This window comes from Kitasatospora sp. P5_F3, from assembly GCF_054049135.1.
The window spans coordinates 39,695-52,008 of record NZ_JBFUMY010000045.1; the positions used below are offsets into that span (position 1 = coordinate 39,695).

General features: G+C 71.0%; 10 protein-coding genes. 3 read left to right on the forward strand and 7 right to left on the reverse strand.

Annotation, left to right across the window (positions count from 1 at the left end):
* Window positions 1-29: 29 nt before the first annotated feature.
* The 3 genes from ACXJMZ_RS24805 to ACXJMZ_RS24815 all read right to left on the reverse strand — a co-directional run bounded on the left by ACXJMZ_RS24805 (window position 30) and on the right by ACXJMZ_RS24815 (window position 5,789).
* Window positions 30-2,432, reverse strand: a complete 2,403-nt coding sequence (locus tag ACXJMZ_RS24805; protein ID WP_457032261.1) for a non-reducing end alpha-L-arabinofuranosidase family hydrolase — start codon at window positions 2,430-2,432, stop codon at window positions 30-32.
* A gap of 226 nt (window positions 2,433-2,658) precedes the next feature.
* Window positions 2,659-4,167: a sigma-70 family RNA polymerase sigma factor gene (locus ACXJMZ_RS24810; protein ID WP_457032262.1), complete on the reverse strand. Its 1,509-nt coding sequence runs from the start codon at window positions 4,165-4,167 to the stop codon at window positions 2,659-2,661.
* A gap of 92 nt (window positions 4,168-4,259) precedes the next feature.
* The gene (locus ACXJMZ_RS24815) at window positions 4,260-5,789 is read right to left on the reverse strand and encodes a helix-turn-helix domain-containing protein (protein WP_457032263.1); all 1,530 of its coding nucleotides are present in this window, start codon (window positions 5,787-5,789) and stop codon (window positions 4,260-4,262) included.
* A gap of 97 nt (window positions 5,790-5,886) precedes the next feature.
* Between ACXJMZ_RS24815 and ACXJMZ_RS24820 the strand changes: the two genes are divergently transcribed.
* Window positions 5,887-7,155 (forward strand): GNAT family N-acetyltransferase, encoded by a 1,269-nt coding sequence (locus ACXJMZ_RS24820; protein WP_457032264.1) that lies wholly within the window; start codon window positions 5,887-5,889, stop codon window positions 7,153-7,155.
* An 18-nt stretch (window positions 7,156-7,173) separates the two neighbouring features.
* Here ACXJMZ_RS24820 and ACXJMZ_RS24825 read toward each other — a convergent pair whose 3' ends face one another.
* Window positions 7,174-7,947 carry a TetR family transcriptional regulator gene (locus ACXJMZ_RS24825; RefSeq protein WP_457032265.1) on the reverse strand — a complete coding sequence of 258 codons (774 nt, stop codon included), beginning with the start codon at window positions 7,945-7,947 and terminating at the stop codon, window positions 7,174-7,176.
* A gap of 46 nt (window positions 7,948-7,993) precedes the next feature.
* Here ACXJMZ_RS24825 and ACXJMZ_RS24830 point away from each other — a divergent pair, with 46 nt between their 5' ends.
* The gene (locus ACXJMZ_RS24830) at window positions 7,994-8,536 is read left to right on the forward strand and encodes a GNAT family N-acetyltransferase (protein ID WP_457032266.1); all 543 of its coding nucleotides are present in this window, start codon (window positions 7,994-7,996) and stop codon (window positions 8,534-8,536) included.
* On the opposite strand, the gene ACXJMZ_RS24835 is transcribed toward ACXJMZ_RS24830, so the two are convergent.
* Window positions 8,517-9,740 carry an MFS transporter gene (locus ACXJMZ_RS24835; protein ID WP_457032267.1) on the reverse strand — a complete coding sequence of 408 codons (1,224 nt, stop codon included), beginning with the start codon at window positions 9,738-9,740 and terminating at the stop codon, window positions 8,517-8,519. The two genes, ACXJMZ_RS24830 and ACXJMZ_RS24835, sit on opposite strands and share 20 nt — an antisense overlap.
* A gap of 125 nt (window positions 9,741-9,865) precedes the next feature.
* Between ACXJMZ_RS24835 and ACXJMZ_RS24840 the strand changes: the two genes are divergently transcribed.
* A complete protein-coding gene (locus tag ACXJMZ_RS24840) occupies window positions 9,866-10,834 on the forward strand; it encodes a LysR family transcriptional regulator (protein WP_457032268.1) in 969 nt (322 codons plus the stop codon).
* Window positions 10,835-10,841: 7 nt separating this feature from the next.
* Here the strand turns inward: ACXJMZ_RS24840 and ACXJMZ_RS24845 are convergent, their stop codons facing one another.
* Both ACXJMZ_RS24845 and ACXJMZ_RS24850 read right to left on the reverse strand, forming a co-directional pair.
* A complete protein-coding gene (locus ACXJMZ_RS24845) occupies window positions 10,842-11,450 on the reverse strand; it encodes a YceI family protein (protein ID WP_457032269.1) in 609 nt (202 codons plus the stop codon).
* Window positions 11,451-11,549: 99 nt separating this feature from the next.
* Complete coding sequence (locus tag ACXJMZ_RS24850; RefSeq protein ID WP_457032270.1) at window positions 11,550-12,074, reverse strand: DinB family protein; 525 nt, start codon at window positions 12,072-12,074, stop codon at window positions 11,550-11,552.
* Window positions 12,075-12,314: the final 240 nt, after the last annotated feature.

Below are 12,314 nucleotides of genomic sequence, written 5' to 3' on the forward strand. Positions count from 1 at the left end.
CTGGGGGTTCCTCGACGCGATCAGGCAGCTCAGCGCTGCAGGGTGAGGACGCCCGGCCGCCACGGGAGCTGGTCGTAGGGGCCGCCTGCGGTGGGGGATTTGCCCTGGTAGAGGAGTTGGAGGTTGCAGGGGTCGATGGTCATGGTCTGGTCGGGGTTGTTGCGGACCAGGTCGCCGTGGCTGATGTCGTTGGTCCAGGTGGCGCCGCTGTTGGCCTTGCCGGCGAAGGGGTTGTTCTCGGTGGCGGCCTGCGGGGTCCAGTTGCCGTTCAGGCTGGTGGCCGTGAACGAGCGGAAGTAGCGCTGCTCACTCGCGCCCCGGGCCTCGACGATCATGAGGTACTGGTTCTGGTCCTTGACCTTGTAGACCTGCGGTGCCTCGAACAGGTTCTTCACCGTGTCGCTCATGACGGTGGTGTASGAGGAGCCGAAGTTGCCGGGGAAGTTCCCGATCGGCATGCTCGCCCGGTAGATGCTGCCGTTGTCRCCGGCGAAGAACAGGTACATGTTCTGGCCGTCGGCGATCAGGGTCTGGTCGATCGGGGCGGCGCCGCCCGGGAGGCTGCCGGTGAACAGCGGCTGCGGCGCGGACCAGCCGTTGGGGTTGGTCGGGTCGCTGGAGGTGCGGTAGATGAAGGGCCACGCGCCCCACTGGTAGGCCAGTACCCAGATGTTCTTGGGCGCGAAGTAGAACAGCGTGGGCGCCACGGTGGACTGGTTCATCCCGATCTGGCCGGCCGACGCCATGTCGGACCAGTTGGTGAAGGGGCTGAACGCCATCGAGCCGTACGACGACCCGGACACGTCGGACGCGTAGACCAGGTGCTTGCCGTTGTAGACCACGTTGGTGAAGTCCTTCACCGACGCCCACCCGTTCGCCGGCTGCGCCAGCGCGCCGGTCGACGACCAGCGGTAGGTGGAAGGAAGGACACAGGTGGCGCCCGTCGGCGTGGGGGTCGGGGTCGGCGTCCCGGTCAGGCCGGTCCACTTCTGGTTGCTGCCGGTCCAGCAGGAGTACAGCTGGATCTTGGTGCCGTTGCCGGTGGCCGCGCCGACGGCGTCGAGGCACAGCCCGGACTGGACGCCGGCGATCGTGCCGTCGGCGTTGAGGTTCCACTGCTGGCCGGCGCCGCTGGTGCAGTCCCCGATGACCACCGCGGTGCTGTTGCCGGTGCCCTTGGCCTCCAGGCACTTCTTGCCGTAGATCTTCAGCTGCTTGCCGGGGGTGTAGGTCCAGCGCTGGTTGGTCTGTCCGTTGCAGTCCCACAGCTGAGCCTGGGTGCCGTTGGCGGTCGTGAAGCCGTTGATGTCGACACAACGACCGGAGGCGGCGCCCTTGATCTCCCCGGTCCCGGTCCCGCCGGTCGGCCCGCCGGGGGTGGGACCGGAGGCGGCCTTGAGGGCGTTCATGACGGCGGTGTAGGCAGCCTTGGGGTTGCCGTTGTTGTCGAACAGCAGGGGGCTCTCGCCGCTGCGCCAGGAGTCCTTGTCGCGGATGCCCCAGACCGTGATGCCGGTGCACCGGGCCACGGACAGGCAGGCGTTGACCGCGTTGGCGTAGTTGGTGGACGACGCCTGGGCGATGTCCAGCTCGGTGAGCTGGACGTCGACGCCCAGGGCGGCGAAGCTCGACAGGGTGGTCTGGAAGTTGGACGGCGGGCCGCCGGCGCCGAAGTGGCTCTGGAACCCGACGCAGTCGATCGGCACGCCGCGCGACTTGAAGTCCTTGACCATGCTGTAGACGCCCTGCGTCTTGGCGTCCGACCAGTTCTCGATGTTGTAGTCGTTGTAGCAGAGCTTGGCCCCGGGGTCGGTCGACCGCGCGGTGCGGAACGCCTCCTCGATGAAGCCGTTGCCCAGCACGTTCTGGAACACCGAGCTGCGGTGCTGGCCACTGCCGCCGTCGGCGAACGCCTCGTTGACCACGTCCCAGGCGTAGATCTTGCCCTTGTAGTGGGTCATCTCGGTGGTGATGTGACTGTTCATCACGCTGCGCAGCGTGTTCGCGTCGCCGATGGAGCTGACCCAGGACGGGAGCTGCGAGTGCCAGACCGTGGTGTGGCCGCGCATGCGCTGGCCGTGTGCCAGGGCACGGTCGACGATCTGGTCGGCGGGGCCGAAGTTGAAGTTGCCGCGGGACGGCTCGATGGCGTCCCACTTCATCTCGTTCTCCGGGGTGATCATGTTGAACTCCCGGTCCGCGATCGCGGCGTACGCCGGGTCGCCGAGCCTGCCGGCGGCCACCGCGGTGCCGAAGTACCGGCCCGAGGGGGCAGCCTGCGCACTCAGGGCTGCGGCTCCGGCGGCGCTGGGAAGGAGCGTCACGACACCGGCCACCAGCGTCACGGCCGAGAGTCCTATCGTCAGGTTTCGGCGACGCCGGCCGAGCCGGTGCAGGCCCTTCGCCCGGGGTTCGTGGGTGTGTCGCGTCATGGGAGCGGCTTTCTTCCAGGGAATACGTCAACGGGGAACTCGGGGCACCCGCCACACCGCACGTCATGGTGAGTGGCGGGCAGAGCACTCCAGAAGTGGAGGCCCCCGAACTCGCGGTCGCGTAACAGAAAAGTGGCGCCGCCCGGACGATTGCCCGGTGATGCATCTCGCAGGCAGAAAGCGTTACGCCGAGCCCGGTGGCCTGGTCGCCGCTGAGAAGCGGTTCTCAGGCCCAGGCCCTGCGGACGACGAAGGAGGCCTGGCCGGCGAAGGCCGGCGTGCCGTCGGAACCGTCGAGCCAGATGCCGCCGTCGCGGTGGCGGAGGACCGAGCCGGGATAGTTGTGCGCGTGCAGCGTCACCGACGCGGCTACCGCCCCGGGTGCGGGACAGAAGGTGGCGTCCTCCCGGAACAGTTCGCTGCCGTCGTCGCCGCTCAGCCGTAGCCGCAGGTCACGGTGGCGCAGATAACGCCCGTCGGCGGCACGGAAGGTGACGCACCGTGGGTCGGCCAGCCCCCCGACGACCGTGAAGGTGACCCGCTGCCGGGCCTGTGTGCTGCTGGACGCGTTGACCGGTCCGAGCGTCGCGAAGTCGCCGGCGTACGTGAGGTACTGGGCGGGGTCGTCCACGGACTCCAGTGACTGTGTGCCCAGCGGAACAGTGCTCGCGACGGCGGACGGACTCGGCGCGGGATCGGCGACGGTGGGAGCGGCGATGACGTCGGGCGCCCGATGCGCCGGTTCGGGCCAGGTCGCGTAGGTGGCGGTCCCGGCGATGAGCACCGCACCGGTGGCGAGGCTCACCAGCGGATGAGCGGTCACCGCGTGGAGTTTGCCGATCAGCGAGCTGTGCAGGCCGCCTCCCGCCGTCGCCGTGCCGGCGGCGAAGTGTGCCGTGGCCAGCCCGGTGGCGTTCGCGGCTGTACCCGACAGCAGGCCCTTGGCGGCCAGCGCGGTGATGAGTCCGGCCGGGACCGCCAGCGGTGTGAGGGTGAGGAGCAGTCGTTCGACCGGAACCTGTTCCGTCGTGGTCGCCAGGCAGAGCGGGCAGTCGCGGGTGTGCCGCGCGATCCGCTTGCGCCACACCGACGCCCGGAGACCGTCCCAGCCCACGACGGTCTCGTCCAACTGCGGACAGCGCGGGTCGGCCTTCAGCGCGGCGGCGATCGTCCGGCTCAGTTCCAGCTGCTCGCGCATGCGTTGCAGGCGTACCCCAACGTGGGCGGTGGTGAGCCCGGTCGCGGCGGCGATGTCGTCACGGCTCAACGAGCCGGCGCACTCCTGCAACCAGAGCGACATCAGCACCTGATGGTCCGGGTCGAGCCACCGGCCGGCTTCGACGACCTGACGGCGCTCGTCCGACACGTGCAGACGCAGGACCGTCACGTCCGCGGGTTCGGCGCGGGCGTCCGGTATCTCGCGTGCCTCGTCGATGACCGTGGTCCGGTCGGCGAAGGTGCGTTGCCGGTGCCAGTGGGTGTTGATCTGGCGGAGCGTGATCGACACCAGCCAGGACCGGAAGCTCTCCGGGGCACGCAGGGCGGGCAGGTCGCGCACCACGCGCAGCAGGGTCTCCTGGACGACGTCGTCGACGTCGGCATGTCCGCTCAGTGCTCGCCCGACGATGTTGTAGAGCAACGGCAGGTACGCGGCGATCAGTTCCTCGCGCGCCCGATCGTCACCGGCCTGCGCCGCGACAACCAGCCCCGCGTGGTCCGCATCCATGAGCCCCATCCCCACCTCCCTCAGGGGAGTGATCCACCGAGTAGGCGCCACACCTTAGCGTCGGCGGAGGTATGCGGCCAAAGGCGACGTACAGCGGTCGGTCAGATGTCCCGGAAGGTCTCGATGTTGGCGCCGATCGAGTTGAGGCGTTCGGCCAGGTCCTCGTAGCCCCGGTTGATCACGTAGACGTTGCGCAGCACCGAGGTGCCCTCGGCGGCCAGCATGCCGAGCAGCATCACCACGGCGGGGCGAAGGGCCGGCGGGCAGACGGTCTCGGCGGCCCGCCAGCGGGTCGGGCCCTGGACCATCACGCGGTGCGGGTCGAGCAGGGTGACCTGGGCGCCGAGCCGGGTGAGGTCGGTCAGGTAGATGGCGCGGTTGTCGTAGACCCAGTCGTTGATCTGGGTGGTGCCGTGCGCGGCGGCGGCGATCACGGCGAAGAACGGGACGTTGTCGATGTTGATGCCGGGGAACGGCATCGGGTGGATCCGGTCGATCGGCGCGGTCAGCTTGGACGGACGGACCGTCAGGTCGACCAGGCGGGTGCGGCCGTTGCGGGCCGGGTACTCCGGGGTGCGGTCGTGGTCCAGGCCCATGCCCTCCAGCACCGCCAGCTCGATCTCCAGGAACTCGATCGGCACCCGACGGATGGTCAGCTCGGAGGAGGTCACCACGGCGGCGGCGAGCAGGCTCATCGCCTCGACCGGGTCCTCGGCCGGGGCGTAGTCTACGTCACAGGTGATATCGGCCAGGCCGTGCACGGTGAGCGTGGTGGTGCCGATGCCCTCGATCTTCACGCCGAGCTGCTCCAGGAAGAAGCACAGGTCCTGGACCATGTAGTTCGGGCTGGCGTTGCGGATCACGGTCACGCCGTCGTGCCGGGCCGCGGCCATCAGCGCGTTCTCGGTCACGGTGTCGCCGCGCTCGGTCAGCACGATCGGCCGACCCGGCGAGACCCCGGCCTCGACCCGGGCGTGGTAACTGCCGTCGGTGGCGGCCACCTCCAGGCCGAACTGCCGCAGCGCGGCCAGGTGCGGCAGCACCGTCCGGGTGCCGAGGTCGCAGCCGCCCGCGTACGGGATCATGAACTGCTCGGCCCGGTGCATCAGCGGCCCGAGCAGCATCAGCACGCTGCGGGTCCGCTTGGCGGCGGCCTCGTCCATCGAGTCCAGGTCGAGCCGGGCGGGCGGGGTGAGTTCGAGGTCGCGGCCGTCGTTGGTCCAGCGGGCCTTGACGCCGATGCTGGCGAGCACCTCGAGGATCCGGTAGACCTCCTCGATCCTGGCCACCTGGCGCAGCGTGGTGCGGCCGGTGGTGAGCAGCGAGGCGCAGAGCAGCGCGACACCGGCGTTCTTGCTGGTGCGGACGTCGATCGCGCCGCTCAACTGCCGCCCGCCGTCGACCCGCAGGTGCATCGGGCCGGCGTAGCCGAGCGAGACGATCTCGCTGTCCAGCGCCTCGCCGATCCGGGCGACCATCTCCAGCGTGAGGTTCTGCTGGCCCTTCTCCATCCGGTTGACCGCGCTCTGGCTGGTGCCGAGGGCCGCCGCGAGCTGGCCCTGGGTCTTGCCCTTGTGCTCGCGGGCGGTGCGGATGAGACCGCCGATGCGCTTGAGGTAGTCGTCGCTCATCGGGCAGACGATATCTCATATGTGAGATGAGGCAAGCCTGAGAGGGGTGCCGAAAAAACCGGATGCCGCTCCTGACGGGGCGTCGTACCGTGACCGGATGGGCAACGAGCGAAGCGGCAACACGGACATCCGGTACATCACGGAGGACGAGCTCCCGGCCTGGGGCTGGGCACTGGCCCGCGGGTTCCTGCGGTCGCACGTCGGGGACGGGGTCGAGTACCGTCGGCTCCAGTTCGAGCCGAACCGCTTCCAGGGCGCCTTCGACCCGTTCGACCCGACCCGCTGCGTGGCCACCTTCCGCAGCTTCGACGCCGAGCTGACCGTCCCGGGCGGCGGCACCGTCCGGGCCGACGCGATCACCGGTGTGACGGTCAACTCCACCCACCGCCGACGCGGCCTGCTCAGCCGGATGATGACCACCGACCTGGCGGACGCGCACCGGCGCGGCTGTCCCGTGGCGATCCTGATCGCGGCCGAGTACAACATCTACGGCCGGTTCGGCTTCGGCCCGGCCACCGTCAACGGCGGTCTGCGGATCGACGTCCAGGAGTCCGGCGGCCTGCGCGCCGACCTGCCGGAGAGCCCGGGCGGCCGGATCGACTTCGCCACCATGGCCGAACTGCGCGAGCTCGGCCCCGAGTTGCACGAACGCTGGCGGCGCGGCCAACCCGGTGCGATCGTCCGCAAGCCGGCCTGGTGGCTGCTGGCCACCGGGGAGGTGACGATGCCGGGCCACGACTGGAAGGAGCCGTTCGCGGCCCTGCACCGGGATGCGAGCGGTTCGGTGACCGGCTTGATCGTCTACCGGGTGGACGACAGGTGGGACGGCCCGATCCCGAACTGCACGCTCACCGTGGTCGACTTCCTGGCGTTGGACGCCCCGACCGCGGTGGCGCTCTGGCGGCTGGCGTTCTCGGTCGACTGGATCCGCACCGTCGACATCAACAACCTCGCCCCGGACGACCCGCTGCCGCTCTGGCTGAACGACCCCCGGATGGCCAGGCCGGGCCGGGAGAACGCCGACTTCACCTGGCTCCGGGTGCTGGATGTACCCGCCGCCTTCGCTGCCCGCCGCTACGGAGCACCCGGCCGGACGGTCCTGGAGGTCACCGACCGGGACGGCTGGACCGAGGGCCGCTGGGCCCTCGAGGTGGGCCCGGACGGCACCGGCAGCTGCGCCCGCACCGAGAACCCGGCCGACCTGGCGCTCGGCGCAAGCCAGTTGGGCAGCCTCTACCTGGGCGCCGAGACCCTGCCCCGGCTGGTCGCGGGCGGCCTGGTCGCCGAGCTCCGCCCGGGCGCGGCGGCCGAGGCCGACCTGCTGCTCCGTACCCCGCTCAGGGCCTGGAACCCGGACAGCTTCTGACTCAGACAGGCCCCGGCCTCAGGACTTCGTCCGCCCGATGGTCGGCAGGATGAAGTCCTGGATCAGGCCCTTGGCGTCCCGGACGATCGGCCGGAACACCCGGTAGCGGGAGAGGGTCAGGATCCGGGCCGCCATCGGGGTCGAGCGGCGGACGAACTCCCTGGTCCGCTCGGTGTCCGGGGTGCGGTCGAAGACCCAGTACAGGACGACCACCATCAGGTGCAGCCAGAGCAGGTCGGGCAGCAGCTCGACCAGCTCGGCGTCCAGCTTGCTGCTCAGGTCGGAGCCGGCCAGCACCTCGCGGAACAGTTCGACCGCCGTGGCCCGGGCCGGGTGCGACTCGTTCGAGAACGGGCTGAGCGAGCTGTTCGGGTCGGCGGCGGTGCGGAAGAACTGCGAGGCGAAGGAGTGGTAGTCCGCCGCGCAGTCCAGCCAGGAGACCAGCGCGATCTCCAGCCGGTCCGCGAACTCGGTGTGCCCGGCCATCCGGGTCCGGGCGTCCCGGGCGTGATCGTGCGTCATCAGGTCGTAGAAACCCTGGATCAGGAATTCCTTCGACTCGAAGTAGTAGTAGGCGTTGCCGACCGAGACCCCGGCCTCGGCGGCGATCGCCCGCATCGTGGTCTTGTCGTACCCGCGCTCCCGGAACAGCCGCATCGCGGTGTCCAGGATCAGGGCCCGGGTCTGCTCGCTCTTGTCGGTCTTCGGTCTGGCCCGACCACCCGGCAGCTCCGCGTTGCCGGGCTCGCTCGGGTTCGGTACCGGGTCCGTGACATCGTTGGGCTGCTCCACGCCTGTGGAGCCTACCTTGGCGGGCCGGTGTGACAGGCTCGGCGCCATGCACCACGAGATCCGACCGGGCACCGCCGCCGACGCACCGGCGGTCGCCGCCCTGCACAGCGCGAGCTGGCTGTCCGCGTACACCGGCATGGTCCCGGCCGAGGCGCTTGGCGACGGCCTGGCCGAGGAGCGCCGCGAGCTCTGGGAGCTGCGGCTGAGCGTCGACTACGGGGAGCCCGCCAACACGCCGCTGCTGCTACTCGCCGAGCACGAGCACGAGCGCGGGGGAGAGCTGGACGGCTTCGCGTACCTGGTCCCGCAGCCGGACGGCCGGGTGCTGCTGGACAACCTGCACGTCCGCCCCGGCCTGACCGGCGGCGGGATCGGCGCCCGGCTGCTGGCCGAGTGCCGGGCGAACTGCCCCGACCGCGTCCTCTACCTGGAGGTGCTGCAGGCCAACACCCGGGCGATCGCCTTCTACGAGCGCGCGGGCGGGGTGCGCACCGACGACCGGATCGGCTGGTTCCCCGGCGGGTACCCGCTGCCCGAGTACGAGTACAGCTTCCCGGCTGCGATCCCGGTCACGCCGCCAGCGCGCTGACCTGCGGTGCGGGGCGGCTGCCCAGCCGGCGGCGCCCGGTCAGCGCGGTCAGCAGGGCCACCCCGGCGGCCCCGGCCGGCACCAGGAAGCCGGTGCCGCGGGCGGCCTGCTGGGCGACCACCCCGCCGAGCGCCGCCCCGGTGGAGATGCCGACCAGGATGCCCGCCACGGCGACGCCCATGCCCTCGTTCAACTGCCGCTCAGGCAGTACTTCCTGAATCATCGTCATCCCGGCGACCATGGTCGGCGCGGTCCCCGAACCGGCCACGAACAGCGCCGCCCCGAGGAGCCCCAGCCCGGCCCCGGAGACCCCGGCGGCCAGCGGGAGCAGCAGCAGGACGGTCATCGCCGCCACCCCGAGCAGCAGCCGCCCGGTGGTGCCGACCCGGCCCCGGACCAACCCGAAGACCAGCCCGGAGATGCAGGAGCCGGCCGCCACCAGCGCCAACAGCCCACCGGCCAAAGGCTTCTGGCCGAGCGCGTCGGCGTACGCGATGGTGGTGACCTCCATCGAGCCGAACACCACCCCGGTCGCGGCGAAGACCAGTACCAGCACCCGCAGCCCGCCGTCCCGCAGCGCACCGCGTTCGGTGCCGGCCGCCGGTGGCTGCACCGGCGGTTCGGTCCGGCGCTGGGCGGCGAACAGCAGCAGCCCGGCCGAGCCGAGCACCGCGCCGGCCAGCAGCCCCGCCTCCGGGAAGAGCGAGGTGCAGAGCAGCATGGCGAACACCGGACCGCCCATGAAGCAGAGCTCGTCCAGTGCCTGTTCGAGGGAGTTGGCGGCGTGCCGGGCCGCCGGGTCGTCCCGGTGCAGGTGCGCCCAGCGGGCCCGGGTCATCCCGCCCAGGTTGGGGAGCACCGAGGAGGCGGCGCAGCAGACGAAGAGCGTCCAGGCGGGCGCGTCGAAGTGCGCGCAGAGCAGCAGCCCGGCCGTCGGTCCGGTCGCCAGCAGCACCGAGCCGACCGAGACCCTGGCCTGTCCGTACCGGTCCACCAGCCGCCCCATCAGCGGCAGCCCGACCGCGATCGCCACCACGCCGGTGGCCGAGACCGCCCCGGCCAGCGCGTACGAGTCGCGGCGGGTGGCGATCAGCACCACGGTGCTGACCCCGGTCATCGCGAAGGACAGCCGGGCGAACAGCCCGGTCAGCGTGAAGGCGAGTGCGCCCGGGGCAGCGAACAGGCGGCGGTACGAGGCGAACACGGAACTCCTGGAGTGGGCACGGGGTGTGCGCCCAGCCTCCCGGCGGCGGGCTGCGCCGGTCCAACACCTGTTCGGGGCGATTGACGCAGTTCTGTTGTCAATGGCCGAGGGTCTAGGGTGCGGGGATGCCCCGTGACCTGCACCCGCGTCTGCTGCGCGGCTTCGCCGCGACCGCCGAGACCCTGCACTTCGGCCGGGCCGCCGAGCGGCTGCACGTGGCGCAGCAGGCACTCAGTCGGGATGTCCGCACGCTGGAGCAGGCGCTCGGGCTGCGGCTGTTCGACCGGAGCACCCGCAGCGTGCGGCTCACCCCGGAGGGGGAGCGGCTGCTGCCGAAGGTCCGTCGGCTGCTGGCGCTGCACGACGAACTGCTGGCCGAGCAGGCCGGTCACCGGCCGCTGCTGGTGGACCTGAACAACGACGTCACCGGGGACGACCTGACCGCCGTCCGACTGCTCGCGGCGGCCAGGGCGGCCCGTCCCGAGCTGGAGCTGCTGGCCCGGTTCCACGGCGGGCTGGCCGCTGCGGCGGCGGAGCTGACGGCCCATCGGCTGGACGTCTCGTTCGGCCGGTTCGCCGGACTGCCGGACGGTCTGCGGTCCCAACTGGCCCAGCTGCCGGTGCGGTTCGAGGCGATGGCGGTCTTCCTGCCGCGACGCCACCCGCTGGCCGCGCTGTCCGAGGTGCCGTTGAGCGCGCTGGCGGGGCACCCGGTGGACATCTGCGCGGGGAATCCGGCGACCACCGAGTGGACCGAACTCGGTCGGCAGCTGCTGGGCGCGCACGGTCTGCTCGCAGCGGCCCCGCACAGCCCGCCGGTCGGGGTGGAGGAGGTCGGGCACTATCTGGCCCGGCACGGTGAGGCGATGCTGACCACGACCGGCGGCCCCGGGATACCCGGGGCCGTCACCCGTCCGCTGGTCGATCCGGTGCCGCTCAGCCTGGTGAGCCTGGTGCACCGCCCGGAGCTGCGTCATCCGGGATTCACCGCGTTGCGCGAGGCGGCGGCCGAACTCGGCTCGCGCGAGGGGTGGTTGCGGCGTCCGCCGGTGAGCTGGCTGCCCGCCGAGGATGCCGCGCTGCTGACTTCGTGAGGAGTGGTCAGATGCTCTTCACGGCGGAGATGTCGAAGTTGAGCTTCACCTTCTCGCCGATCAGCACGCCGCCGGTCTCCAGCGCGGCGTTGTAGGTCAGGCCCCAGGCGGTGCGGTCGACGGTGGTGCTGCCCTCGAAGCCGACCCGCTGGGCGCCGTAGACGTCCGTCGCGCTGCCGGTGTACTCCAGGTCGAGGACCACCTGGCCGGTGGTGCCCTTGATGGTGAGGTCACCGGTCATCCGGTACGAGTCGTCGCGCACCCGCTCGGCCGAGGTGGAGCGGAAGGTGATCTCCGGGAAGGTCTCGGCCTCGAAGAAGTCGCCGGTGCGCAGGTGCTCGTCGCGCTGGGTGTTGCTGGTGTCGATGCTGGCGACCTTGATGGTCAGCACGGCGGTGGAGTTCTCCGGGTGGCTGCCGTCCAGGTGCAGCAGGCCGTCGTGCTCGGCGAACACGCCGCGCACGTTGGTCACCATCGCGTGGCGGACCGCGAAGCCGATCGCGCTGTGCGAGGCGTCGACCGTGTAGTCGCCGGTCAGGTGCGCCAGGTCGGGGCCGGCGGGGGTCTCGGCGACGGCGGTGGTGGTGGCCTTGCTGTTGCGGTTGAAGATGCCCATGACTTCTCCTCGGGTCGGAAGCCATTTGTTTAGGCTTCAACTTGTTGGCGTGCCACCACCATAACCCCGTTTCGTTCAATGTTCAACCAAGGCTCGGGCTCAGTCCTGCTTGGCTGCCGCGACCAGCTCCAGGGCGGTGCTGCCGTCCAGGGTCTCCCTGATGATGTCCGCGTGTCCGGCGTGCCGGGCCACCTCGGTGCACAGGTGGGTGAGGATCCAGCGGGCCGTCCGGCGGCTGTTCGGCGGGAACCAGGGCGCCTCCGGCAGGGCCGCGTCCACCTCCAGGTTCGGCAGTGACCGGATGATCCGCTCGGTCTCGTCGGCCACCTCCTCGTACTGCTTCAGCCAGTCGGCCACGGTCTCGCCGTCGAGCAGCCGGTGCTGGTCCGCCCAGGGCTGCTGCGTCAGCTCACGGCCCATCAGAGTGCCCTCGATCCAGTGCTGCTCGCAGGTGGTCACGTGCTTGAGCAGGCCGCCCAGCGACAGGCTGCTCGCGCTCGGGGTGGCCCGCGCCTGCTCCTCCGTGAGGCCGTGCACCGAGCGGCGCACCGCCCCCCGGTGCGCCTCCAGGAAGGCCAGCAGGCTGTCGCGCTCGTTGCTCTCCGCCGCCACCAGAACCACCATGTCGATCACCTTTTCGTCAGGCGGGCCTGCCCCCGCTTCGGTACGACCAAAGGTAGGACGCAACTAGGTCAGAACATGTCCGCTACGGCCCCCGGTTAGGGTGAAACCCTGCTGCCGTCCAGGGAGGCCCGTTCATGTACGCCCTGCACGCGATCTGGCGGGCCGACGGCCGGCTGGCGCTCTGGGCCGAGGACGCCCGCGCCTACACGGCGGCCCGCCTGCACCGCCCGGCCACCGCGC